We start from the raw sequence: 26,520 nt of genomic DNA, 5'->3' as shown, positions 1-26,520 counted from the left end.
CAAGGACTCAGATTAATGCAAAATGCTCAAGTAAAAAACCAGTGAAGGAATGCCCAGCTTAGAGATTCGACTCTCTGTAGCCATCCGTTCCTTTATTCTTTCCACAGAACGCACTGATTTATCATGCTTCCCCAGTTGAATGTAGCCGTACAAAATTTGAAGCTCATTCATCCAATCATGACGATGGTGATTCAGCATCTGAATCGCCGTTTGCTCTACATTCTGAATGATGGCCTGCTGTCTGCGTTCCTCTGATTTACGAACAAGCCATGCCCCGCAGACTGCAGCAGCCACAGCCCAAGCCGTCAATACTGCTCCTGCCGCCCATGTGGGTTTCCATACCATCCATGCTACCGGTATTACTGAGGTTAACCCCGCCCCAGCCGCTATCCATTTCCAGGATTTCATCGCTTCTCCTCGTCTTTCAACAGCAATTGGTTACATTCACCAAATCCCAGTATATCATAGTCTTTCAGGGCGGTTCATCCCCGGATTATCATTCTTATACAATTTACAAAAAAAGAAGCCCCGGCAACGATGCCGAAAGGCTTCTTCTGTATGCATAAGAAACAATTAAGCTTCTACTGCAGCCGCTACTGGAGCGACATCAACCGGGTAGACGCTCACTTTCTTGCGATCACGACCCCAACGTTCAAATTTCACAACGCCATCGACTTTCGCAAACAAAGTGTCATCTTTACCGATACCCACATTCGTGCCTGGATGAATTTTGGTTCCGCGTTGGCGAACCAAGATGCTTCCGCCAGATACTGCCTGACCGTCTGCACGTTTCACGCCAAGACGTTTCGATTGGCTATCACGACCGTTCTTTGTGGAACCTACACCTTTTTTCGATGCGAATAACTGAAGATCCAATTTCAACATGTTGTCTACCTCCTTCTTCAAGTAGTCAGTTCTTGTATTCTTATATATTTGCCGTATGAATCGGCAATTCCCTGTAACATAACAACCATGGATTCGAGAAGCAATTGAACTTGACCAGAGACAGCATCGTCTTCCGCTGACGGAAGATTTGCGCTAAGAAAGCCGCCCTTCATCTTGGTCTCCATAACCGTTCCGGTTAACGCTTCAATCGAATTGACCGTTCCCACTGTAATGCTGGAAACTCCAGCACATACAATATCTTCTCCAGGATCGGAATATCCGGCATGCCCCGTTACCTTGAAGCTATGGATGCGTTCATCTTCCCCGCGTATTACTTGTACAGTAATCAATTACCGCACCTTCTTACGCCTGGATTTTCTCGATGGTTACTTTAGTGTAAGGTTGACGATGACCTTGCTTCTTGTGGTAGTTTTTCTTCGGCTTGTATTTGTATACAACGACCTTGCGGCCTTTACCGTGCTTCTCCACTTTCGCAGTTACAGTTGCACCGGAAACAACCGGCGTACCTGCTACCAAACCGTCCTCTTTGGAAACGGCCAGTACACGGTCGAAAGTCACGCTCTCTCCGTCACCTGCAGTCAGCTTCTCAATGAACAATACGTCGCCCTCTTGAACTTTGTATTGTTTTCCACCTGTTTCGATAATAGCGTACATTTGCTTGCACCTCCCTATATCTCAGACTCGCCTAGTAAAGGTGTCCGTTCCACAATGAAACGTCCTTGCTAACCCAACCGGAGCGGTTACAGCATGTGCAGCAATTCATCACTAAACACATACCCAATGATAATATCATATTCCCCATTCACCGTCAACATCATTACTCGATAACAATGCCTTTGCCTCCGCAATTAACGCAAGGCTTGGCAAATGGGAGCGAAGAGTTTTCCCTGGCTTTTTTACGGGTCATTTCCAGCAGCCCCAGCTTGGTCCACCCTACCACAAAACTCTTCGTGCGGTCTTTGCGCATTACGGCCTCCATGACGGATACAACCTGCTGCCGATGCTCTTCGCGATCCATATCAATGAAATCAACGATAATGATGCCCCCGATATCCCACAAACGCAAAGTTCTTGCAATTTGCTGTGCGGCCATAAGATTTGTCTTAAGCACCGTTTCCTCGAAATTATCGCCACCGATATATTTGGCTGTATTTACATCCATTATGGTCATGGCTTCCGTCTGGTCTACAACGATGGTCACACCTTCCGGAAGCGTGATTTTTCTTGCGAAGCCGGCTTTCATCTGCTCGTCCAACCCATAAGCCTGAAAAATCGGCCCCCCTCCCGTGTGGTATGTAACCTTAGGCTCCATACCGGGAACCGTCTCTTTCAGATAGCTTTTGGTTTCCTCGCCTTTCAGCAAACTATCGATCACAAGTTCGTCATGAAGCGGATCGAAGGAATCCCGAATAAAGCGCTGCAGCAAACCCAAATCCCGATGCAGCAGTGCCGGAGCTGACGATGATTCTGCCTTCTCCAGAATCCGAGTCCATTCTTTTCTCAGGTATTCCAGATCGCCGCTAAGAAATTCCAAGGGCTCGTCCTCGGATACAGTTCGGATAATAATTCCCTCTTCATCTGTGCGAAGCTGCTCACCAATGCTCTTCAGACGGGCACGCTCGGCTTCACGCCCAATTTTTTTGGAGACGGCCACATAATCCGCTGTAGGCATATACACCATACACCTGCCGGGAAGCGAGAAATGGGTCGTTACTCTTGCTCCCTTGCCCCCTCTTGGTTCCTTCATAACCTGTACCGTCAGTTCTTGTCCGACCGTCAGCAGCTGCGAGATCGATGGCTTCTGCTTCGGCTGCTTCTCTAAATGAGGATGGAGCACATCATCAATATATAAAAATGCATTCTTTTTCAGCCCGATATCTACAAAAGCCGCCTGCATCCCCGGCAATACGTTAACAACCCTGCCCTTGTAAAAACTTCCGACTACACTCTCCTCACGACTTCGCTCAACTGCGAACTCGGCTAACCTCCCATCTTCGATGAGGGCCATCTGTATGGTCTCATGTTCACAATGAACTATCATTTGCCTCATGGCATCACCCCTCAAAAAATGGAAGACAATATTCTATTTTTATCCTAACACAATCTCTCGTGATATAAATGGATAAAGAATGATGGTCCACCCTGCGTCTTCCTCATGATGTTTACGATTTACGCATACCAGGGCGGACCATTTGATGCAAAATAGGAAGAAATCACATGCTGTTCCGGCACGACGGCAAGCAAGCTGCCCGGTCCGCTCATGACATAGATCAAATGATACTTCTCTCGTTTAAATAGACGCATAATATCGTCCAAAGGTTTCGAAGAATCTGCAACGATTGGCTGGGCAGGACCAAGTCCCTCCAGATTTCGTTCGTAAATCTCGCTCCGATTCACGATAAATCTCAAGAAACGGTAATGCACGTTCCGGTAGTCTTCAAAATTGGAATATGCCAGAAACAAGCCGATCATCAGAACGTTTAAACGGATGCCGCCACCCAAGAATAAAGGCTGCAGACCATATCCGATCATCATCAGACTGCACAATATACCGGCTCGGGAAGCCCATAACAAGGTTGCATGATAGGGTGCGAGCAGACTGATGACGGCCTGCAGCACTTTACCACCGTCCAGCGGGAGAATCGGAAGGAGGTTAAACAGGGCGATGACCAGATTCCCCTGAATGATATACGACAACAACTGCTCGTCTCCCCACCCGGCCCATCTGCAGGTCAGGGTAATCCCGATCATGATCACATTTTGCAGCGGTCCAGCCAGAGCGATCACGATTTCCTTCATAGCCGTCATCCTGCCGTCATCTTCAATGACAGCAACGCCGCCGAACGGCAGCATTTGAATGGCTCGTACCTTGAACCCCATCGCTGCCGCTGCGGCGGCATGTCCTAATTCATGAATAAATACAATAATAAAAAGGGTCAGCAATTCCAAAAAACGACCGGTGAACACTGACGCCAGCATGACAATAACAAAGAGAGGATGCAGCGACAATACAGTTCCCTTAAACTTAATCAAACGGAATCACTTCCGCCGGATCGACATCACGATCCCCCTCTTTGAGTTCGAAATAAAGGGAGGGCGCGCTCCCTGTGCCCGAAGTTCCCAGCGTGCCGATAATATCTCCGCCCTGAACCCAATCATTCACCTTGAGCCCCGTTTCTGCCAGCCTGCTGTACAGTGCCGTTCTCTCACCCGTATGCTGTATGAGAACGGTAATCCCGTTCTGCGGGTGTTCATTTACCTCAAGCACACGTCCGGTCTCTATACTCTTAACCGCTCGGTCCGCTAAAGAACCCCCTTCAGCTTCCAAAACGATACCTTTCAGATCGACAGCGAAGGATTGGACCAGGCGTCCCGCAAGAGGAGGAACCAAGGAAGTTCGGGCATTAACCTTCGTAGAGTTTTCATCGGTTTGTCCAAAAATAGGGATGAAGGAGGGCGCGCTGCCAAAGTGCTCCTCATACCATACCTGCGCTGCCTGAAAATCCATTTCATGGCTCAAGCCTTCGATAATAACAGCCTGGGTTCGAAGCGCCCATGGCTGCTGAAACGAAAACACACCCCAGACTAACCCAAACACTAATACACTTACGGTAATACGGCGAACCAGTCCGGGGACAAACGAAGCCTTTCTCGGTGGCTCTCCAGGATCTCCAGGGTCCGGGGTATCATACCAGCCCCGATGCCCTTGCTTCCAAAGCCGCTCAGGGTCCGGTTCATTCTCCACATAACGGTCGGAAGGTTTCGCAGGATCGTCCTGTACGAAGCCAGTCTTTTTGACATTGGAATTTACAGATGTTCTCTCAGGAATGGCAGGCCACGGCTTATCGGCTTGCATAGGTGTCTGCTGACTTTCCAACAGCTCCCGAATGCGGGCTTCCCGTCGGTTCTTGACTGAAGTTTTAATGTCCATAGTTCTTTCCCCCTTGGGGCTTGTTTTTTTACTCTATCCTATGAGGATATGAAAGATATTTAGAACAAGCCCCGTTGAAGAGGTGGACAGAACAGCTGAACCTTAACAAGGGTCCTTGCGAAAGAAACCAAAAAACCGATGCCTTGCGGCACCGGTCCCTTCTAAACGCTTTAACCCATTCCAAAAAACTTTTTGAATTTTGTGAACATCCCTTTTTTCTGATGAATTTGCATCAGGGGAACCGTATCGCCAAGGATACGCCGGGCGATGTTTCTATAGGCAATGGCAGCTTGGGAATCCGGGTTCATAACGGTCGGCTCCCCCATGTTTGCCGCTTTAATGACCATCTCATCGTCAGGCACAATACCGATCAGATCAATATTCAATACCTGAAGCACATCTTCTATCTCCAGCATATCGCCCGATTTCACCATGTTCGGACGAATCCGGTTGACTACAAGTTTTGGTGACTCGACGTGAGAGCTCTCAAGCAGTCCGATAATCCGATCCGCATCCCGGACTGCCGCGTTCTCAGGCGTTGTCACTACAATCGCTTTATCTGCACCGGCAATGGCATTCTTGAAACCCTGCTCGATTCCAGCCGGACAATCAATAATGACGTATTCGAATTCCTTTTTCAATTCAAGCACAATATCTTTCACTTGATCCGGAGAAACGGCATTCTTGTCTTTCGTCTGGGCTGCAGGAAGCATATACAACTCATCGAAGCGCTTGTCCTTGATCAACGCTTGATTAAGCCGGCATCGCCCTTCTGCAACGTCGCACAAATCGTATATAATCCGGTTTTCCAGGCCCATCACGACATCCAAATTACGAAGACCGATATCTGTATCAACCAGGCACACTTTTTTTCCCAATAGTGCCAAAGCCGTGCCGATGTTCGCTGATGTCGTCGTTTTACCGACTCCGCCTTTACCTGAAGTTACGACGATTGCCTCTCCCATGTTCTACACCCCTTTAAACACATTAAAATCCCGACCCAAACGTGAGATGTTGCTGATCTTGTCGATCTCCATGCTTCCGTCCTTCAAATACGCAAACTCCATGACCGTCTCCCGCGTCTCCCATTCATCCGGCGGTCTGCTGATCATCTGGGAAATACGGAGCTGGGTAGGGGCAAAATACGATGCTGCTATAATGGCTTCTTCGTTGCCGTCAACACCGGCGTGCGCAGTGCCACGCAGGGCGCCCAATATGTAAATATCACCGGTACACGAAATCGTTCCGCCGGGATTCACATCACCAAGGAACAAGAGATCGCCTTCATGATGCAGTACCTGCCCGGAGCGAACCATCCCCGTCTTAAGCGTAAGCTTCTCCACTAGCGACAGCTCAGACTCAAGTGGCGGCGACTCTACATTACGTATCAGCAGGTTGCCCTTTTGCTTCAATATGTCAAGAATCGTCTGTTTCTCTTCTTCGGAAATTTGCCTGGAACCGAGTTTCACATCCACATGAATAATCGGTCCGGTCAAAATATTCTGATGACTGTGCTCCAGCTTGTAGCGCAGCTCACCAAGCAATTCTTCCAGCTCGCACTGGTCGTCAAGCAGGAATACCAGGCCATCTTTGATGCCCTTAATCGTTACATGATTGGATTTTACAGCCATAAGCCTGTCCCTCCCATCCCTATACATTTCGCGCTCAAACCTTCAAGTTCCTGCTAGTCTAGTAAAATGTCATAATGGAGGGTTCAGGATGCCTTCCTTCTCTGATTCTTTGTAATCAGCTCAATCTGCTTGCGAAGGGGAACGTAAATCGCCAGAGCAAAGGCAAAGTGAACAAGGAGATTGGGAAGCATATGATGGAGCAGCGACCAATTATAAGAGGTCGGATTGAGTCGAAATATCTTATATATGCCAAAGAGCGTGCTGTCAAACAGCAAACTTCCCAGAATGACCACCGTCATCATCATAGGCAAAGGCGCCCGGGGGGATTTAAACACCAGTCCCACCAGATACGCGGATATGCCCATTGCAAACGAATACGTGCCAATCATCTCACCGTAATACACGATATCGTGTAGAATGCCAAACACCAGGCCGAGCACGAGCCCGGTATGGCGATGGTAATAGATTGATACAAAAAATAAACAAACCAATACGAAATTCGGATAAATCTGAAGCTGCAGCGAGCTTGGCGTTAACCAGAAAACCACCGTTCCCTGCAGAATGAACAACACGAACAGCAACAGGAGTAAAATCTGCTTGCGCGCCATCTTATTCAGGCTCCTCAGGCGTAAACACAACAGTCAGGTATTTCCAGTCGTCAAACTTGGCCGCCGGTTCGATGGTAGCCGTTCTGCTCTGACCGTATTGGCTAACCTGAACACTCTTTACCTTACCAATAATCAATCCTTGCGGAATCACGCCTCCGGCACCGGATGAAATGATTTTATCTTCAGGCTTAATCGGATCATCTTCTGTAATACGCGTCATAAGAAGCGTGTTGGTCTTCTCGTCGTAACTCTCAACCATGCCAAACGTTTTGTCTTCTTTACCCAATGCGGTTACCGAAATTGGCTGCGGATTCGGATCCTGTGCATCCATCGTTGTCAACAGCTTCACCGTGGAGGTGAAGTTGCTTACGCTGCTGATGATGCCAACCATGCCATCCACTGTGGTGACCGACATGTTTACTCTAACTCCGTCGCGTTCACCGAGATCGATGACAAGCGTTCTGTTGTTAGGGTCCGAATTCACGCTAAGCACTTGAGCGGTTCGATATTCGTATTTATCTCTATTTTTCTGGTTTTGGGTAAAACGAAGTTCTTCCTTCAGCGCCTCGTTATTCGCTTTTATGCTGTTATAACTCGCACTCTCACGTGAATACTGAGCAACCGCCCGGCGCAGCTCTTCATTCTCTTCATAAATTTCCTTCATGTTCCGCACGTCTTCAAAGAAACCCGCTATATAGGCAGCGGGCTTATAAAACACACTTTGCACAAAACCTACCGTATCTTTGACGAATTTTTCGGGCCAAGATAAAGAAGCTCTCGGGCCGAGCGTAAATCCCATAATCGCGATAAACGCTACCAGCCCGATGAGCATAATAAACAAACGCTTATTGCCCAGCAGCTTAAACAGTTGCAACACCCTCTAACTTACTGTTTTTCTCTCCCAACATTAGGGGTTTACACTTATCTTCAGATGTCTACCTTCTAGAACGGACGGCAGAGCTGCTCCGGGATTTAAACAGATGAATGTTCTCGAGCGCTTTGCCTGTACCGATTGCTACACAATCCAGCGGATTCTCGGCAACAATCACCGGCATGCCCGTCTCTTCGGCAAGCAGTTTGTCCAGGTTACGAAGCAACGCGCCTCCTCCTGTAAGTACAATTCCACGATCCATAATGTCCGCAGCAAGCTCGGGAGGACATTTCTCCAGGGTTACCTTAACCGCTTCAACGATAGCATTAATGGTATCTGCCAGTGCTTCACTAATCTCATCTGAAGTAATCGTAATGGTCTTCGGCAGGCCCGTAACCAAATCGCGGCCGCGGATTTCCATCGTTTCCACCGTCTCCAGCGGCATAGCAGAACCTACTTCCATCTTGAGCTGTTCGGAAGTACGTTCACCAATCATCAAGTTATATTGACGTTTGATATACGAAATAATAGACTCATCCATCTCATCGCCCGCAACACGTACGGAACGGCTGGTTACAATACCACCGAGCGAGATGACGAGCCACTTCGGTTGTGCCTCCGCCGATATCAACAACCATGCTGCCTGTCGGCTCCCATACAGGCAAGTCCGCACCGATTGCAGCCGCGAATGGCTCTTCAATGGTATAAGCTTCGCGTGCGCCCGCTTGCTTGGTAGTCATACTTCAACCGCACGCTGCTCAACCGCGGTAATACCGGAAGGAACACATAACCATACACATTCGGATCGACGCGGGAATATGGAACGCTGCTTCTGCGCCTGACGAATAAAGTATTTAATCATTGTAGCCGTAGTATCAAAATCGGCGATGACGCCGTCTTTCATCGGGCGGATCGCACGAATGTTGCCCGGTGTGCGTCCAATCATCTTCTTAGCCGATTCTCCTACTGCTTCAATGCTCTTTGTATCTGTACGCAGAGCAACCACGGAAGGCTCTCTAACGACAATTCCTTTCCCACGAACATAAACCAGCGTATTTGCCGTCCCCAAATCGATTCCCAAATCTTTCGTAAAACCACCTAACATGATGTATCTCCCTTTCTTCGTCAATCTGAACTATTATATTACATCAGGCCCCGTTCCTTCAAACTTACAAACGATCCATCCCCTATGATCAGATGATCCAGCACTTCGATCCCGACAATTTGTCCTGCCTCCACTAAGCGTGTAGTCAGCGATATGTCTTCCGGGCTGGGCGTCGGATCTCCGCTAGGATGGTTATGCGCACACACCAGGGATGCACTGCTGCATTTGATGGCTGCTCTGAACACCTCGCGGGGATGAACGATGGAAGCGTTAAGGCTCCCCATCGATAACGTTTCCTGGGCAATGACATGATTTTTCGTATTTAAAAATACACAGACAAAATGCTCTTTCTGTAAATAGCGCATCTGTTCACTGAGCAGTTCTGCCGCGTCATGCGGACTGCGAATAATAACTGGCTCTACATGTCTCGATGCGGCCAAGCGCCGTCCAAGCTCAATGCCAGCCTTCAGCTGAACAGCCTTAGCGGTTCCAATTCCTTTAATTTGCGTAATTTCCTCAATGCTAAGATCCACGAGCTGCCGAATACCGCCTGCTTCCCCCAGCAGCCGCTGGGCTATATGTACGGCAGATTCCTGGCGGGTCCCGGTCCGAAGCAATATCGCCAGCAATTCTGCGTGGCTTAAAGCGCTCGCCCCATACTGCATCATGCGCTCTCTTGGTCGTTCATCATGGGGGATGTCGCGCAGCAATAGCGTTGGCGACTCCATATATTCCCCTCTTTTCTAAGATTTAAATCAGCAGGCCAGCCAAACCTAAGGATATCCCTATAGTCCGGATGCCGTTGTTCTATATCTATGAATCGGTTAGTACATCCATCCCCATATCAGACAGCATGTCCGAGAGCAAAGAAAGCGGCAGACCGACTACGTTAAAATAGTCGCCTTCGATTCCTTCCACGATGGTTGCACCCAGGCCTTGAATCGCATACGAGCCTGCTTTATCAGCAGGTTCCCCGCTCTTTACATAAGCCGCGATCGCGTCATTGCTTAACGATTTCATCTTTACGGTTGTCACACGGTGAGAAACCTGATTACGACCTGATCTCAGATCAACACAAGCCACACCCGTGTATACGAAGTGAGCCCGTCCTTGAAGCATGGACAACATCCTTGCCGCGTCAGCCTGATCCGCCGGTTTCCCAAGAACATGATCATCTACAACTACAATCGTGTCGCTTCCCACAATGATACCATCTTCCGGATCATCCGTCAGCTTGCGCAGTACCGCTTCCGCTTTACGCAGTGCCAGTGATTCCACAATTCGCTCTGGCGACCACCCTTGCGGGGTGTCCTCATCTGCTTCACTGGGCATAATCTCAAAAGGGATACGAAGGGAGGCAATCAATTCCTGACGCCGAGGAGAGGTGGAAGCCAAAATAATACGGCGGTTTCTCTTCTCATTCAAGGGGGATAATCTCCTTTGTCATGTCTTAGAGTCTGCGGTACAGCCAAACGGCAGCAATAATGCCAAGCAGGCTGAGCAGGCAAACTTTAAGTTCAAGGTTAATGTCATAACGAATAATGTCAAAATCAGCTTGAGGCGACCACTTGATTGATGTGGAAGACGTTAGAAAGGACAGGGCTTTAACAGGCAGAAGCGCCTTGGCAAGCCATGATCCGGTCAGCCACCCGAGCAGCAAAAACAAGATGAGCATTCCTTTGTTTTTCTTCATGCATCCTCTTCCCTCGCCATATTTTGACACCCTAATTATTATACGGTGAATCGATAAGCAATACAAACAGAAATCCGGCATGGGGAACTATTTCCAATTCCACGCCGGATTTTACGTTAATTTGAATTTATAGGCCATCCAGGAGTTTCTTTTGACCCATGACATAGTTCATCATGCCTGTTTGAATCTCCCACAAATGCCCCTTGGATTGATTTTTGTTATATTCAGAGAGCGCTGTGATCGAGCTGTTCATCGACTGCTGCATGGCCGGCAGCACAGCCCCGGTCTCAGGACCCAATCCTGCCGAAAGCTGCTGCACCGATTGGATCCACTGCTGATGCAGATTCGTGATGGTGTTCATATGGTCTGCCGCAACGGCTCCCGCCTCCTGCATCCCCAACAGGGATGCCGAAAGTTTGCTAAGCTCCGATACCAGCTTGCCGCTTATCGTAAAATAGTCCGTCAACGTCTGCTCTTCACCGCTAAAAGAGGCAGACTCTAATTGAGGCAGCGATATCTCTCTTACATATAATTCAACGCCTTCAGCCTTCAACTGATTGCTGAGCAGCTTGGCCTGCTCGCGGTCCGGTGAGATGCCTGCATAAACGCGGTTCTCCTCATCCAGGTCCCCTCCCGCTGCAATGCCCGATTGCAGCAATTCCCCCTTCGCTTGCTCCGCCCGCTCCGGCGTGCTGAATACGCCGTATTGGAGCATATAGAAGGCTTGCCCCGGGAATTGAAGCGCCGTTTGGGGCAGATCAGACGACAAGGGCGTCACCGTTCCTTCGGATGGATCAGCCGGTGTTTGATTGACTACGTCATTACCTTCAATCTGCTCGGAAACCGTGTCCTCTCCCGCGCTCCCGCCGTTAAACATGGACAAGACCATGTATCCGAACAACAAACCCGTAATAACAGCTGCGGACACAGAAACAGCCATCTTCCAGAAGGACGTTGGTTTGCGCGAACGATAATAACCGTAATCATCGGCAGGAGAATCATATAGACCGGATTCCGGTCCAAGATCCCAGTTGGAATTATTCGTCCCGCCGTCCCGCCCCCCGGAATAATCGTGCTCGTGGGGATGGTGGAGATCCTCATCCAGTTCCGGATATGTATCTGTATACTCAGGGGTATCACTCTGATACCAGCTGTTTGAATGATCGAGCCGTCGTCTCTCCTCAGCCAGTCGCCCCTTGGTCCGGTTATTACGCGATTGCCGCCAGTCTTGATCGTTTACGTCGAAGGCATGCCCGTCCTCCTCTTCCTGCAGCGGCGGTACAATGCGGAGGTGATCCTGTTTGGAAAGATTGGGGTCATAGACTTGATCCTTGTGTCCTGATGAAACCCTTTGACTCAAATCGCGTTCCTCATGCAAAGGTTCTTTGCTCCGATCCTTGGGCGGATCGTGATCGAAACGAATCGTCATCCGTGCTTTGTTCATATCCACACACCTCACTTGTCCTTCTACACCTAGCTATATGATCAAGCTTGGCAACTTATGAGTGTGCAGATAAAACAAACGGGCTAATCAGGAGATAATCCCGATTAGCCCGCTTCAAAGTACGACATACAGCCGTGCCTTCACTCAGACAACTGAGCAATCCCCTGATGCGGTGAAGCAGCAAGAGATTGTGCGCAACAAAGATAAATCACTTCTTGCCTTTAATGGAATCTGCCAAGGCAGCTCCAACCTTCCATATATCGCCTGCGCCCATCGTGAGCACAAGATCGCCTTCCTTCACACGGTCTTTGAGATCGTTCAAGACGTCTTCCTTGGTAGGCAAATAACGAGCACCCGCATTGCTGTTCTGGACAATCAGCTCCACCAATTTTCCAGAGCTGATACCCTCGATCTGCTTCTCGCCGGCAGGTGAATAAATGTCGGTAATGATCACTTCATCCGCTTCACTAAACGCGCGGCTAAACGCATCCAGAAGGAAAAAGGTCCGCGAGTACCGCTGCGGCTGGAATACGGCGATAATCCGTTTACCCGTAGCTTTTGCAGCACTGATCGTTGCCTCTATCTCCGTCGGGTGATGCGCGTAATCGTCAATTACCAGAATGCCATCTGCCTCGCCAAGCACCTGGAAGCGGCGTTTGGCTCCATTGAATTTGACGATAGCCTCTACAATCGCTTCAAACGAGATTCCGCCCTTCAAGCAGCAAATCACCGTCGCCATTGCATTGTAGACATTATGTTTACCTGGTACGGACAGCTCCACAGTTCCAAGCTCCATTCCGTTATGAAGCATCATGAAGCTAACTTGCCGGTCTCCCAGCACCAGGTTGGTTGCCGTATACTCCGCATCCGAATGAATGCCGTATGTCGTTACGTTACACTTGAGATCAGGCAAGATGGCCTGAATGTTATGGTCATCCGCGCAGACCACGGCCGTGCCGTCTGGCTTGATCTGGCTGAGGAACTGCACATAAGCAGCCTTAAGGCGATTGAAATCCCCCTCATAGTTCTCCAGATGATCAGCCTCTATATTCAGTACAACGCCCAGCCACGGATGATATTGAAGGAATGAACCGTCGCTCTCATCCGCTTCGGCCACCACATGCTCGCCCTCACCGGCTTTGGCATTCGTGCCAACGTTCATAATTTCCCCGCCGATGATAAACGTCGGATCAACACCGCATTCCTCCATCACAAGCGCAATCATGGACGAGGTAGTTGTCTTGCCGTGTGCGCCTGCTACCGCAACCCCTTTTCGTTCGTTCAAAAGACGTGCCAGCATCTGCGCACGGTGCAGAACAGGAATGTTCAGCTTCTCGGCTTCCACCCGCTCCACATTGTCTTTGGACAAAGCCGTTGAGTAAACCACAAGGTCTGCACCCTGGACTTGCTCTGCGGTATGTCCAATGTATATTTTGGCGCCCTTGGCCGCCAGCTTTTCTGTCAATTCTTGCGATGCCACGTCAGAACCCGTGACTTTGTAACCCATCTCCAGCATGACTCGTGCAATGGCGCTCATCCCGTAGCCGCCAATTCCGATAAAATGAACATGTTCTGATGTATTCAACAGATATCACCAACCTTTTTCAGAATCGGAAAGGCCCAGGAGGTTGGAACGCACGTCGGCAATCAGGTACAACGTGCCCGACACCACCCCAAGATCCTCCGCTTCCGTCCGTGACTTCAACTCTTCAAGTGCGTTTTTCCAATTTGGTTCTATGATGATTTGCAGTGTGTGTTTGGCATATTTCTCCCTTACCTGCTCTACGATGTCACCAAGCGCCTTGGCGTCCAGTTTCTTCCGGAAATCCGGTTCAGTCAGGATAAGCGTATCCACTATTGGCAGTATATGCTGCAAATACGATTCATGATGCTTATTTGCCAGTATTCCCATCATTAAGTTCAGTTTCCGGTACTTATAGATCTGCGGCAGGCTTTTAGCCAAGGATTCAGCCCCTTCGGGGTTATGCGCGCCATCGAGAACAATTCTTGGAGAAGACAACACCTGTTCCAGTCTTCCCGCCCAGAAAGTCTCTTTAAACCCGGTACGCAATTCTTCCTCATCCACGATAAAGGCCATATACTGACGAAGCACTTCCAGTGTCATCATGGCAAGCGCGGCATTGGCACATTGGTGCTCACCCAGCATCGAGATGGCAAGATCCATATCCCGAAACGGTCCGTGGAAATGGAAGACCTGACTTTCCTCATCCCCATGCAATCGTGCATAAGAGAATTGATCATTGACGAGATACAGGCTTGTGCGGTTTTTCTCCGCCGTTTCCTTCAAAATTTCGACGGCTTCCGGCTGAGTTACCGTACTCACCACAGGGACTCCAGGCTTGATAATGCCCGCCTTCTCCCTGGTGATCTCCTGAATGGTATCGCCCAATACGTCGGTATGATCCATTCCGATGTTCGTGATCACCGAGATGATAGGGTGAACAATATTGGTCACATCAAGCCGACCGCCAAGCCCCGTCTCCCATACCACGACGTCCGGATAAACAACCTCGCCATAATACAGTATCGCTAGTGCCGTGGACACCTCAAACATCGTAGGCGACCCCAGCCCCGTCTCTGTTACTTCAGCCACAAGCGGCTGCAGTCGATTAGCGAGCTCAAGCAGCGTCTGTTCCGGTATGTCCTCGCCGTTAAACTGAAACCGATTGGTAAACTTCGTAATATAAGGAGAGGTATAGGTACCTACCGTGAATCCCCCTTGAAGCAGCACTTTTGTTAAAAAAGCGCACGTCGAGCCTTTACCGTTCGTTCCAGCCACGTGAATAAATTTTAAACGACGCTCCGGATGGCCAAGCAGCTCCATCAATCGCAGAATTCTATCCATGCCAGGGCGGATTCCAAACGGAATCAGCCCATTAATCCAAGCCACCGCTTCCTCATAGGTTTGGAACGGAGCTGCCACTGCAGCTGCCGATTGATCACCCATCGCTCTCACCTTCTGGTCCAGATTCATCTTGCTTCAGCCTCTCAATTCTTCGATGCGTGCAATAACTTTACTGCGTTTGTCTGAGTAATCCGCAAGCTTCGCGCGTTCTTCTTCAATCACCTTCTCGGGTGCTTTCGACACGAAGCCAGGATTGTTCAGCTTCTTCTCCACACGCTCGACTTCACTGTTCAAGTGCTGAATTTCTTTCTCCAGACGTGTGATTTCTTGAGCGATATCAATCAAACCGGAGAGTGGCAAATACATGTCAACCCCTGTAACCACGGCGGTCATGGCTTTATCTGGCGCCGTCAGCTCAAGTGAGGATTGATACTCCGACGTGTTGCAGAAGCGGCGGATATAATCCGCATTGCGATCGATGATGCTGGCGATCTGCCCGCTCACCGGTTTTAGTTGCAATTCAACTTTTTTGCTCATCGGTACGTTCACTTCCGCCCGGATGTTACGTACAGCGCGGATAACATCCATGAGCAGGTTCATTTCGGTAACGGCTTCCGTGTTCTCGAATGCCGGATCATAGGTCGGCCATGAAGCCAGCATAACCGTCTCTCCCTCATGCGGCAGATGCTGCCAGATCTCCTCGGAGATGAACGGCATGAACGGATGGATTAGACGCATCGTGCGGTCCAGAACATAAGCAAGCACCGATTGCGTCTTTTTCTTGGCCGCTTGATCTTCCCCGTACAGGGACAGCTTCGCAAACTCAATATACCAGTCGCAGAGATCATCCCAGATGAAATTGTAGAGCAGTCGACCGGTTTCGCCAAATTCGTAGGCATCAATTAGACGCGTAATGTCGCGGGAAGTTTCGTTCAGGCGGTGCAAAATCCACCGATCCGCCGTTCCCAGCTCACCGGAAATGTCGATATCTGCGGCGGTGAAGCCTTCCAAATTCATGAGCGCAAAACGCGATGCATTCCATATTTTGTTCGCAAAGTTACGAGCCTGCTCCACGCGTTCCCAGCGGAAACGAAGATCCTGACCCGGCGTGCTGCCCGTTGAGATCATATAACGCATGGCGTCTGCGCCGTACTGCTCGATAACTTCAAGCGGGTCGATGCCGTTGCCAAGCGACTTGGACATCTTGCGGCCTTCGCTATCCCGAACCAGGCCATGAATCAGGGTATCCTTGAACGGCATTTGATCCGTAAATTCGAGCCCCTGGAAGATCATCCGTGATACCCAGAACGGAATAATGTCGTAACCTGTTACGAGAACGTTGGTCGGATAATAACGTTTAAAATCCTCGCTGTCCAGATCCGGCCAGCCCATGGTCGAGAACGGCCAGAGCGCCGAGCTGAACCAGGTATCCAGCACATCCTCATCCTGTCTCAGATCATCCTTGCCAAGCTTCGCACGCGCTTCCTCTTCATTCATGGCAACAACCACTTCACCGGTGGACTCGGAATACCATGCCGGAATCCGGTGGCCCCACCATAATTGACGAGAGATACACCAGTCGCGTACATTCTCCATCCAGTGCAGGTAGGTTCGCTCAAACCGGTCAGGCACAAAGTTAACGCCCTTGCCGGATTTCTGCGCCTCTACGGCTGCCTGTGCCAGCGGCTGCATGTTAACAAACCATTGCGTGGACAGGTAAGGCTCAACCACCGCGCCGGTTCTTTCACTGTGACCAACCTGATGCACGTGATCTTCAACTCGAAGCAATACACCTGATTCCTTCATGTCATTCACGATTTGCTTGCGGCATTCGCTGCGGTCAAGACCTTGGTACTTGCCGGCAAACTCGTTCATCGTACCGGACTCATCCATCACCGTAATTTGCGGCAGGTTATGTCGCTGTCCCATCTCAAAATCGTTCGGATCATGCGAAGGCGTAATTTTAACGGCTCCGCTGCCAAAATCCTTCTCCACATACTCATCGGCAATAACCGGGATTTCCCGGCCGACAATCGGCAGTACCAGCGTTTTGCCAATCATGTCTTTATACCGCTCGTCTTCCGGATGAACAGCTACCGCTGTATCACCGAGCATCGTCTCTGGACGAGTCGTAGCTACGGTAATGAAGCCGCTGCCGTCTTTTAGCGGATATTGCAAATGGTACAAATGTCCATTGACCTCTTTGTACTCCACCTCAATATCGGACAATGCCGTACGCGCGGCCGGATCCCAGTTAATGATACGTTTGCCGCGGTAGATAAGGCCTTTGTCATAGAGCTTAACAAACACCTCGCGAACCGCTTCCGACAAACCTTCGTCCAGCGTGAAACGCTCTCTGGAATAATCCAGCGACAGGCCGATCTTGGACCATTGATCCCGGATCGTATTCGCGTACAGATCCTTCCATTCCCATACCTTCTCCAGGAACTTCTCACGTCCCAGATCGTAACGGGTAACACCTTCCTCGCGAAGCTTCTGCTCCACCTTCGTTTGAGTTGCAATGCCCGCATGGTCAGAACCAGGCAGCCAGAGCGCATCATATCCCTGCATCCGCTTCACGCGAATGAGAATATCCTGCAGCGTGAAGTCAAGAGCATGGCCGATATGAAGCATTCCCGTAACGTTAGGAGGAGGAATCACAATCGTGTAAGGCTCCGCGTCCGGACGTTTGCCAGCTTCAAAGAAGCCGCCTTCCTTCCAGTACGGATACCATTTTTGCTCGGCTGCCTTCGGATCATACGTCGTTGGCATTTCTAACTGGAATTGGTTTTGTTTTTGATCCATATTTTCGTACCTCCGTCACTGTTAATCAGTTTTGCCAACCAGAAATGTTTTAGCCTTGAGAAGCGGCCCATGATAGCATTTTTGGCATGAAACAAAAAAAGCCCCTCGTCCTCAAAGGACGAAAGACTGTTCTCTCGCGGTACCACCTTTGTTTCGTGCTTACGATTGTTTATCAACCGTTGTCCTCCCGTGAAGAACATGAAGGAGCGTCAAGCACGACACTTTACGCAGATAACGGCTGCGGCCGGCGAACCCTAACCAGGGTAGTAAACGATCCCTACTCTAACTCAAGTCCGCAACTCCGGGGCGACTTCGGCAAGCTGGTTCCTGCGGAATCTCACAGCGCTGGGTAGCAATTCCGCTCTCTGAAGGCCATACCTTCCTACTCTTCCCGTTCAACGTTGTTCTAGCTTTTGGAATACCTGTACATATACTATTCAAATATACCGTGGTTGTTGCATATAGTCAATATTTCGAGTGTTTCCGAAGAATTTAAACATCATACCTGTCCAATCCAAATATTATGACTTACTGAAAATACTTCCGTGTTAGCTCCCTCATTTGCTTCCATCCTGTTTCTGTAAAACAAAAAAGCAGACCAAGGATTTCCCACCTTGACCCGCTTTCTTCTTGCACGATGAACCCCCTCGATTACTGGGGAATGTATAAGACCTGGCCTTCTTCGACATTCTGTTCAGACATGCGGTTGTATAACAAAAGTTCCCGCGGCGTCAGTTGATAGCGCTCCGCAATCAGATCAAGTGTCTCCTCACGCTGAACAATGCACATCCGTACCTTGCGGAATGGAGTTTCCTCATGTCGGTTGCCAAGGAAGAGACTTTTCCACTCCACATCCTCGGACGCAGCGGACTCCACCAGCTCTTCGGCTTCTTCTTCCTCGTCCCGAGCGGCTTGGTCCTGATCCTGCACCGTTCTGCTCGATTGAAGCAATGAAGAGAAACCTACGCCCGAAGTACTTGTGGTGCTGTTCTTTGTACTGAAGGCAACTTTCAGCTCCGGCTTCGTCGTGACCTCCTCGGGTTTAGCGGAGATTTCCTCGGCTATATCCTCTGAAGCCTCTGCCCCCTCGGCAAAAACAGGCTGAGCTTCTTCCGTTTCCGATGATTCCAGCACCGGTACGGCTTCCACCTCTTCGCCTTTGCGTTCAACAATGCCTGGGAAATCTGCTGCCGGTTCTTCCTGAACCGTCTCCGGCTGAGGCGTTACCCGCTCGAATTGCCATACACTTGGAATAGACGGCTCAGGCTCAGCTGCCTGAGGGATCGTTTCCGTCTCATTATGTAAGGCATATTCGACGGTGTCCCGGGCTTCCTGATCACTGGAGAAGCCTTCAGCGCCAGCTGGCTCTTCCGCATCCTGAATTTGATTCTCATACTCCGCCCAGGATGCTAAATACTGCTGTGTGCGCGCATCCGTCCCCGACACGTTGGCCCTAGGCTGAGTTTCGTTAAAATAGGGAGGGTGAAGCCGAATTTGTATCTTCACCAGCTCCTCCGCCTTGCAGCTGCTCATACGGATTGGCAGCAAACTGCTGCTCGCCGTTCGAATAGAAATTAGGCGTTTCAGGAGCATGTACCACTGTGAATTCCTCATTGGCCCATACCTGATCCCGGGAACCCGGTGCCGCCGCCTGAATTCCTTTGAGAGAAAGAACCCCTGTAATATTCAAGCTGCGCTTGGATAGCAAATCTACATCAAAATTCTCAATCTCAACTGCGATGTCATCCAAAGAAGATACCCGGTTCAGCGGAACCGTGATCTCGACCGGAATCCAGTGCTCGAGCGGCTCGGTTTCTCCTGCTTCAGTGTCACCTTTATACAGGCCTGCGAGAAGCAGATGCCCCCGAAGTGTGGCCTGATCCTGCTGGCTGATCACCTGAATGTGCGGGATCAACTCCGCCTCTTCCAATTCTTCGATTCCCGGCAAATCTTCCGTTAAATTAATACGCTCGTAAATATCAAACCGCAATCCGTAGGACTGGTCAAACACGGGAATGTCCTCCTTTTTGGCATATACTATCCGTGATCTGTTATCACGGCATGAGCCTAAGTTTCGCCACTCAATTTATCTATATGCCGAAAACAGGAGAGCATGACTTTTTTGCGAATTGTTGCGTGAAAGTTACAGATTTATTCAGGATTTTGCAAAATCCTCTACCGTCAGGATCCCTCTATGATTAACTCTCTTAATTCCATCATGTCCTGAGGCCATGGGGCCTGTACCTCGACCCTCTCACCTGTTAGAGGATGATGAAACAGCAAGCGTTCACCATGCAGCGCCTGGCGCGAAAACAGTGCCGGTCCCCCATACAAGGAATCTCCCAGGAGCGGATGTCCCATATGACTAAGGTGAACCCGGATTTGATGCGTACGACCGGTTTCAAGACTGATATTCAACAAGCTGGCCCTCGGGTATACTTCAGAGGAGAGAATATGCGTTATGGCAGCCTGGCCGGTTAATGACACTCTACGGCGGCTTGAGTGATAACGGTCCTTGCCGATCGGCAGGTCGATCACTTTAAGCTCCTGTCCTACCCTGCCCTGTACGATAGCAGCATAAATCCGCACAATTTTCTTCTCTCGCATCGCTTCATCAAGCTTCAGCTGCGCGTATTCATTCTTGGCATACAGCACAGGACCGGTTGTATCCTTATCCAGACGATGAATATGCCGGACCGCCGTATGAATCCCCTCTGCTTCGTAATAAGCGGCTACAACATGATTCAGCGTTGTTTCCTCGCTCTCCTGATCGGGGTGGACGGCCATACCAGCCGGTTTGTTCACGACGAGACAGAACTCATCCTCATGCAATACGTGCAGTTCCTGCCATCTCGGTTTGATGCCGTAATCGCGATAAGGAAAAAGGACCAGCCGAAGCTGGTCCCCTCTCCATTGTATCCCTTGCTCATGGCGCAGCTTGCGATACAGCTTCTCGGGCATTCCGAACGTCTCGAGAAGCCACTTGGCAGCGGCCTGTTCCCGATCCGGCTGGCTCAACAGCACCTTGCCAGGTGTCAGCTCCAGCCATTCGCCCCTTTTACTCCAGTTCCCCTTGTAACTCATAGGCTCTTGAAGGCGCTGCGGTTCGCTTCAATGGTGGCATCGATATCCTCCACCGTATGGGCTGCCGAAATGAACATGCCCTCGAACTGGGAAGGAGGAACGCTGACTCCCTCTTGAACCATGGCCGCAAAATATCGGCGGAACATATCCAAATCACTCGTCTTGGCCGTATCGAAATTCACCACTGGCGTATTCGTAAAGAAAGGACATACCATGGAGCCTATCCGATTAACGGACAACGGGATACCGAACTCCTTTGCATTGGACTCGAGTCCGGCCTGAAGCCGGGCGCCCCGTTCCTCCAGCTGCTCATAGACTGCCGGCGTCAACAGCTTCAAGGTAGTGTAACCGGCAGCCATGGCCAGCGGATTTCCGCTCAGCGTTCCCGCCTGATAGATTGGTCCTGCCGGAGCAATCTGGTCCATCAGTTCACGCTTGCCCCCGTAAGCACCGACGGGCAAGCCGCCGCCGATCACTTTGCCCAGGCATGTCAAATCCGGTGTGACACCATACCGTCCCTGAGCACAATTCAAATCGACCCGGAATCCCGTCATCACCTCATCAAAAATAAGCACACTGCCGTAATCGGAGGTCACCTTGCGCAAGCCTTCCAGAAATCCTGGAAGAGGAGGAACTACGCCCATATTGCCTGCTACCGGCTCAACGATTACAGCTGCGATCTCTTCGCCAAACCGTTCAAAAGCAAGCTGGACCGATTCAAGGTCGTTATACGGAACCGCAATCGTGCTAACAGCCACGCTTTCCGGTACGCCTGGACTATCAGGCAGGCCGAGGGTTGCAATTCCAGATCCGGCTTTGATGAGGAGGCTATCGGCGTGACCGTGATAGGAGCCCTCGAATTTGATGATTTTGCTGCGTCCAGTGTAACCACGCGCCAGACGGATAGCGCTCATCGTCGCTTCCGTACCGGAGTTCACCATCCGTACAACCTCGATCGACGGAACTCGCTCACAGACAAGCTTAGCCATCTCGGTTTCCAACAGTGTCGGGGCACCGAAGCTTGTACCCTTTGCCGCCGTCTCCTGCAGGGCATCAACGACCTCAGGATGGGCATGACCCATAATAAGCGGCCCCCAGGAACCCACGTAATCGATAAAGCTGTTACCGTCAATGTCATATACCCGGCTGCCCTCTCCACGCTCGATATAAATCGGTGTTAAACCCACAGACTTAAACGCACGTACCGGACTGTTCACGCCACCGGGAATGTATTGCTTGGCTTCCTCAAAAGCAGAACGCGACAAATCTTCTTTCCGAAAATCTTGGCTCATATTATGCACTCCTTACTCTTTAATCGTTAATGGTTACAGGCTGCGCATCCAGCGTGCCGCATCCTTCGAAAAATACGTAATGATAATATCCGCACCGGCGCGCTTCATTCCTGTAAGCAGCTCCATCACAATCGCCTGCTCACTGATCCATCCCTGCTGGGCAGCCGCCTTGATCATGGAATACTCGCCGCTAACGTTGTAGGCTACAATCGGCAGGTCGAACTGGTCTCTGAGCAATCTGACCACGTCCAGATAAGCCATCGCAGGCTTCACCATCAGCATATCCGCACCTTCCAGCACGTCCGTTTCTGCCTCGCGAAGGGCTTCCCTCACATTGGCCGGATCCATCTGATAGGTCTTCCGGTCACCGAACTGCGGAGCAGAATCGGCCGCTTCACGGAACGGCCCGTAAAAGGCCGAGGCGTATTTAACCGAATAGGACATGATCGGCACATTATAAAATCCGGCATCATCAAGCCCCGCACGGATCGCCTGCACAAAACCGTCCATCATATTGGATGGCGCAATGATGTCGGCGCCAGCTTTGGCCTGGGATACCGCCGTTCGTACGAGCAGCTCCAGCGATTCATCATTCAACACATCGCCGCAGGTGTGCCCGTCACGCTCGAAGGTATGCACCATGCCGCAGTGGCCGTGGTCGGTAAATTCGCATAAGCAGGTGTCCGCTATGACCAAAAGATCCGGGTACCACGCCTTTATGAGACGAGTAGCCTCTTGAACAATACCGTCTTCCGCAAAACCGGATGTGCCTACGCTGTCCTTGGTTTCAGGTATACCGAACAGAAGCACGGCAGGTATGCCTAACCCTGCGATTTCATCCACTTCCTCTTTCAAGGTGTCCAGAGAAAAATGATAGACTCCCGGCATCGACGAAATTTCGTTTTTAATGCCGCTTCCGTAGGTTACGAAGATCGGCTGAACCAGATCCTCTGCATGAAGCACGGTCTCGCGAACCATGCTGCGAATGCCGGCATTTTGACGCAGCCGGCGATGGCGTACGATTGGAAAACTCATGGCGTAATACCTCCAAGTGATGTACTTTTGTTCATGTATATAAAAAGAATATTATTGCGAAGCACGCCGTGGATCGTCCTCGTTCCAGGCACATAGGGCACTTACCAGACTATCCACAGTCGCTTCTTCGGCAAGAAGCGATACGGACAGTCCCGCTTCCTCAGCCGTCTGAGCAGTCAATGGACCAATGCAAGCAATTGCCGATTGTTTCAGCAAGTCGGCAGGATGCGCTACGCCCATTCGCTTCAACAACTGGAACAGATTTGTGACCGTAGAAGAACTGGTGAACGTAACCGCATGGATGCCGCCCTCCTGAAGCAGCTTCAGCAGTTCCTCATCGTCTTCCCCGCACAGCACGTTCTCATAGGTCACGGCTTCGGTCACGTGCAGTCCCATATCCGCCAGCTTCTCCGGCAGCCACCTGCGTCCTAAATCCCCGCGAGGCAGCAGCACATGCTGACCTGGCTGGAGCTCAGAGCCGTAAGCATCAATAAGGCCTTCCGCCTGAAAACGCTCCTTGAGCACCTCGGCTGTAATGCCGTAATTGCCGAGGGCATCAGCTGTAGCCGGACCAACCGCAACGATGCGGGCAGCGGCCAAGGAACGAATATCCCGCCCATTCTCCTTCAAGTGACGGAAGAAAAACTCCACCCCGTTGACGCTGGTGAAGAACACCCAATCATACGTAGGCAGCTTGTCCAGCGCTTGTTGAATTCCGGCAAGTATTTCATCTGAGGAAGGCATTACCGTTTCGATAACAGGGAACTCATAGGGTTCTCCGCCCAAATCCTCAATTTGCGACACCAATGAGCTGGCCTGGCTTCGAGCCCTTGTGACCAGAATCCGCTTGCCGAACAGAGGCAGTCGTTCCGCCCACTTCAGTCGCTCCCGCTGAAGCACAACCTCCCCAACCACAATAACGGCAGGCGGCTGAAAATTCGCTGCCTTGACCTTATCCTCAATGTCTGCCAGCGTTCCCGTCAGCGTATCTTGCTCTGCACGGGTTCCCCATCTAATAAGAGCCACTGGCGTTTCCGGCGATCTGCCGTGCTTGATCAGCTGACGGCTGATATAACCGATCTTGGCCACGCCCATCATAAAAATCAAAGTTCCTGTTGCATGGGTAACCTTATCCCACTGAATCATACGATCCAGCTTCTCCGGACTCTCATGTCCTGTAATGATGGATAAGGAGGAGGCATGATCGCGATGTGTCACAGGAATGCCTGCATAAGCCGGCACACTGATTGCCGAAGTAATTCCCGGCACGATTTCATAGGAAATGCCATGACGGTACAACAGCTCCGCTTCTTCGCCCACTCTTCCGAAGATGGTCGGATCACCGCCCTTTAAGCGGACAACCGTCTTGCCTTCCAGAGCAAAATCAACCAGCAGCTGATTGATTTGCTCCTGTTTCATCGTATGCCGATCCGGAAGCTTGCCCACATAAACCTTCTGCGCCCCGGGCTTCGTCCACCGCAGCAACCGAGGGCTGGCTAATCGGTCATACACCACGACATCCGCCTTTTCAATACATTCCTTGCCTTTAATCGTAATCAGGCGCGCATCGCCCGGACCTGCTCCCACCAGATAAACCTTACCTGCCATCCCCTCAGCCCCTAACTTGTGCCAGAATCTTCTCCGCTCCTTTGGCTTTCAGCTTTGCAGCTACTTCCACTCCGAGCGATTCAGGGTCGGTTCCTTCCGCGCTTTCCTTCAATATGATCTCGCCGTCAGGAGAACCTACCATTCCTGTTAATTGTATAACGTTTTGTTCTCCGCGGGAATCTCCTGTGTCCACATTCTTCAGGATGGCATAAGCCCCAATAGGCACTTGGCATCCACCGTTCAGCTCGCTTAGAAACTTGCGTTCAGCCGCAACGGTTCTTGCGGTGACCTCATCGTTATAAAGTGACAACAGATGCAGGAGCTCCGAGTCATTTTCACGGCATTCAATGCCAAGTGCGCCTTGGCCTACGGCAGGCAGACTGATTTCAACCGGCAAATGCGAAGTGATCCGGTCCTCCCAGCCCATACGCTGGAGGCCTGCGGTCGCCAGAACGATGGCCTGAAATTCGCCTTCCTCCATTTTGCGAATACGGGAATCGATATTTCCCCTAATCCAATCGATCTGCAGGTCCGGGCGGTATGCCTTAAGCTGACTGGAACGACGCAGACTGCTCGTCCCCACCTTGGCACCTTGAGGCAGGTCATCCAGCGTCGCACCTTCCTTGGAGATCAAGCAGTCACGAGGGTCCTTTCTTGCCGGCACCGCGCCGGATACCAGACCCTCGGGCAGAACAGAAGGCATATCCTTCATGCTGTGAACAGCCATATCAATTTCTCCGTCCAGCATTGCTTGCTCGATTTCTTTAACAAACAACCCCTTGCCGCCTACTTTGGAGAGGGTGACATCCAGAATGCGGTCGCCTTTGGTGACGATTTTCTTGACGGTAAAGTCATAATCCAAACCGTGCTCCTTCGCTAAACGCTTCAAATCATCGATAACCTGTCCCGTCTGTGTCAGTGCGAGGGCACTTTGTCTACTCCCAACCACAATTGTGCGCATCTTCATTCCTCCTGATTGTTCTCGATCCATAGCTTGATTTTGTCCGAATTCCAGGGTACGTAACCTCCGCGGCGAATCTCGCTCAGGACATCCATGCGATATACCTTGTCGAGCAGCCGCCTGCGTACTTCTGCAGACTCTACCTCTTCCCTAATCATCGAACGCATCCTGTATAACAAATCCAAATAGTCCTCATACTCAGGCCCGAACTGTTCTTCCAGCCGCTCACGAATATCGTGTGAAACCTTCGGCCCCGCTCCCGATGTGGATATAGCCAGCGTAAGCCGTCCCCGACGCATCACGGTCGGATAAATAAACGTTCCGGCCTCGCCGTTACTGGCTACATTGGCTAATATTCCAAGACTGTCGGCATCCTCTGCAATCTTCATGTTGAGCTGGGAATCATCCGTCGCAGCGTGAACCAGAAAAGCCCCGTCCAAATCATTGGGCCTGTACTTTCTGTCCGTCCATTGAAGAACCTTGCTCTTGGCTAAGTGTTGAAGCGCCTCGCTTCTTAATACAGGGCTTACAATATGTACGCTTGCCCCGGCATTAAGCAAGGTGAGTGCTTTGCGCTCCGCCACCTTGCCACCGCCGATAATCAAGCATGAACGTCCTCTGCAATTCAACAGCACGGGTACGTATTCATCATACGCCATTCTGCCATCACACTCCTGACC

The 26,520-nt window shown here is 50.7% G+C and carries 23 protein-coding genes, 3 pseudogenes and 1 other annotated feature; all 26 genes and pseudogenes read right to left on the bottom strand.

The window, feature by feature from the left end:
* Positions 1-27: 27 nt before the first annotated feature.
* Positions 28-216, bottom strand: a pseudogene (locus PVOR_RS32985) (Spo0B domain-containing protein); the annotation flags it as partial.
* 357 nt (positions 217-573) lie between these two features.
* Entirely contained in the window at positions 574-885 is a 312-nt protein-coding gene (rpmA, locus tag PVOR_RS08830; protein WP_006208812.1) for a 50S ribosomal protein L27, read from the bottom strand.
* 17 nt (positions 886-902) lie between these two features.
* The gene (locus PVOR_RS08825; RefSeq protein WP_006208811.1) at positions 903-1,235 is read right to left on the bottom strand and encodes a ribosomal-processing cysteine protease Prp; all 333 of its coding nucleotides are present in this window, start codon (positions 1,233-1,235) and stop codon (positions 903-905) included.
* Positions 1,236-1,248: 13 nt separating this feature from the next.
* The gene (gene rplU / locus PVOR_RS08820) at positions 1,249-1,560 is read right to left on the bottom strand and encodes a 50S ribosomal protein L21 (protein ID WP_006208810.1); all 312 of its coding nucleotides are present in this window, start codon (positions 1,558-1,560) and stop codon (positions 1,249-1,251) included.
* A 163-nt stretch (positions 1,561-1,723) separates the two neighbouring features.
* Entirely contained in the window at positions 1,724-2,956 is a 1,233-nt protein-coding gene (locus PVOR_RS08815; RefSeq protein WP_036641406.1) for an Rne/Rng family ribonuclease, read from the bottom strand.
* 119 nt (positions 2,957-3,075) lie between these two features.
* Positions 3,076-3,939 (bottom strand): M50 family metallopeptidase, encoded by an 864-nt coding sequence (locus tag PVOR_RS08810; RefSeq protein WP_006208808.1) that lies wholly within the window; start codon positions 3,937-3,939, stop codon positions 3,076-3,078.
* Complete coding sequence (locus PVOR_RS08805; protein ID WP_006208807.1) at positions 3,932-4,837, bottom strand: M23 family metallopeptidase; 906 nt, start codon at positions 4,835-4,837, stop codon at positions 3,932-3,934. Before PVOR_RS08805 ends, PVOR_RS08810 begins: the two co-directional genes overlap by 8 nt.
* A 170-nt stretch (positions 4,838-5,007) precedes the next feature.
* Positions 5,008-5,802, bottom strand: a complete 795-nt coding sequence (gene minD, locus PVOR_RS08800; protein WP_006208806.1) for a septum site-determining protein MinD — start codon at positions 5,800-5,802, stop codon at positions 5,008-5,010.
* Between the two features lie 3 nt (positions 5,803-5,805).
* Positions 5,806-6,468, bottom strand: a complete 663-nt coding sequence (locus tag PVOR_RS08795) for a septum site-determining protein MinC (RefSeq protein ID WP_006208805.1) — start codon at positions 6,466-6,468, stop codon at positions 5,806-5,808.
* Between the two features lie 83 nt (positions 6,469-6,551).
* A complete protein-coding gene (gene mreD, locus PVOR_RS08790; RefSeq protein WP_006208804.1) occupies positions 6,552-7,076 on the bottom strand; it encodes a rod shape-determining protein MreD in 525 nt (174 codons plus the stop codon).
* Between the two features lies 1 nt (position 7,077).
* Positions 7,078-7,953: a rod shape-determining protein MreC gene (gene mreC, locus PVOR_RS08785; RefSeq protein WP_006208803.1), complete on the bottom strand. Its 876-nt coding sequence runs from the start codon at positions 7,951-7,953 to the stop codon at positions 7,078-7,080.
* Positions 7,954-8,011: 58 nt separating this feature from the next.
* Positions 8,012-9,052: pseudogene (locus PVOR_RS08780) on the bottom strand (rod shape-determining protein).
* A 38-nt stretch (positions 9,053-9,090) separates the two neighbouring features.
* Entirely contained in the window at positions 9,091-9,780 is a 690-nt protein-coding gene (gene radC, locus PVOR_RS08775) for a RadC family protein (protein WP_006208802.1), read from the bottom strand.
* 85 nt (positions 9,781-9,865) lie between these two features.
* The gene (locus PVOR_RS08770) at positions 9,866-10,477 is read right to left on the bottom strand and encodes a Maf family protein (RefSeq protein ID WP_006208801.1); all 612 of its coding nucleotides are present in this window, start codon (positions 10,475-10,477) and stop codon (positions 9,866-9,868) included.
* Positions 10,478-10,502: 25 nt separating this feature from the next.
* Positions 10,503-10,745, bottom strand: a complete 243-nt coding sequence (locus PVOR_RS08765; RefSeq protein ID WP_006208800.1) for a DUF4321 domain-containing protein — start codon at positions 10,743-10,745, stop codon at positions 10,503-10,505.
* A 127-nt stretch (positions 10,746-10,872) separates the two neighbouring features.
* Positions 10,873-12,189, bottom strand: coding sequence for an SPOR domain-containing protein (locus tag PVOR_RS08760; RefSeq protein ID WP_036641431.1), 1,317 nt, complete (start codon positions 12,187-12,189; stop codon positions 10,873-10,875).
* A 208-nt stretch (positions 12,190-12,397) separates the two neighbouring features.
* Positions 12,398-13,774, bottom strand: coding sequence for a UDP-N-acetylmuramate--L-alanine ligase (gene murC / locus PVOR_RS08755; RefSeq protein WP_006208798.1), 1,377 nt, complete (start codon positions 13,772-13,774; stop codon positions 12,398-12,400).
* A 6-nt stretch (positions 13,775-13,780) separates the two neighbouring features.
* Positions 13,781-15,157, bottom strand: a complete 1,377-nt coding sequence (locus tag PVOR_RS08750; RefSeq protein WP_172964070.1) for a bifunctional folylpolyglutamate synthase/dihydrofolate synthase — start codon at positions 15,155-15,157, stop codon at positions 13,781-13,783.
* Positions 15,158-15,190: 33 nt separating this feature from the next.
* Positions 15,191-17,860 (bottom strand): valine--tRNA ligase, encoded by a 2,670-nt coding sequence (locus tag PVOR_RS08745; protein WP_006208796.1) that lies wholly within the window; start codon positions 17,858-17,860, stop codon positions 15,191-15,193.
* A gap of 111 nt (positions 17,861-17,971) precedes the next feature.
* Positions 17,972-18,268, bottom strand: a binding site (T-box leader).
* Between the two features lie 243 nt (positions 18,269-18,511).
* Positions 18,512-19,871: pseudogene (locus PVOR_RS29145) on the bottom strand (LysM peptidoglycan-binding domain-containing protein).
* Between the two features lie 170 nt (positions 19,872-20,041).
* Positions 20,042-20,944: an RluA family pseudouridine synthase gene (locus PVOR_RS08725; protein ID WP_006208794.1), complete on the bottom strand. Its 903-nt coding sequence runs from the start codon at positions 20,942-20,944 to the stop codon at positions 20,042-20,044.
* Positions 20,941-22,236, bottom strand: a complete 1,296-nt coding sequence (gene hemL / locus PVOR_RS08720) for a glutamate-1-semialdehyde 2,1-aminomutase (RefSeq protein ID WP_006208793.1) — start codon at positions 22,234-22,236, stop codon at positions 20,941-20,943. Before hemL ends, PVOR_RS08725 begins: the two co-directional genes overlap by 4 nt.
* Positions 22,237-22,269: 33 nt before the next feature.
* Entirely contained in the window at positions 22,270-23,271 is a 1,002-nt protein-coding gene (hemB, locus tag PVOR_RS08715; RefSeq protein ID WP_006208792.1) for a porphobilinogen synthase, read from the bottom strand.
* 51 nt (positions 23,272-23,322) lie between these two features.
* On the bottom strand, positions 23,323-24,879 hold the full coding sequence (gene cobA, locus PVOR_RS08710; RefSeq protein ID WP_006208791.1) for a uroporphyrinogen-III C-methyltransferase: 1,557 nt from the start codon (positions 24,877-24,879) through the stop codon (positions 23,323-23,325).
* A 4-nt stretch (positions 24,880-24,883) separates the two neighbouring features.
* Entirely contained in the window at positions 24,884-25,840 is a 957-nt protein-coding gene (gene hemC / locus PVOR_RS08705) for a hydroxymethylbilane synthase (RefSeq protein ID WP_006208790.1), read from the bottom strand.
* A gap of 2 nt (positions 25,841-25,842) precedes the next feature.
* Entirely contained in the window at positions 25,843-26,499 is a 657-nt protein-coding gene (locus PVOR_RS08700; protein WP_006208789.1) for a precorrin-2 dehydrogenase/sirohydrochlorin ferrochelatase family protein, read from the bottom strand.
* Positions 26,500-26,520: the final 21 nt, after the last annotated feature.

Origin of the sequence: Paenibacillus vortex V453, assembly GCF_000193415.1 — a bacterium.
GTDB lineage: Bacteria > Bacillota > Bacilli > Paenibacillales > Paenibacillaceae > Paenibacillus_AQ > Paenibacillus_AQ glucanolyticus.
Note: the sequence above shows the minus strand (reverse complement) of the source record. Positions and strands in the feature narration are given on the sequence as shown.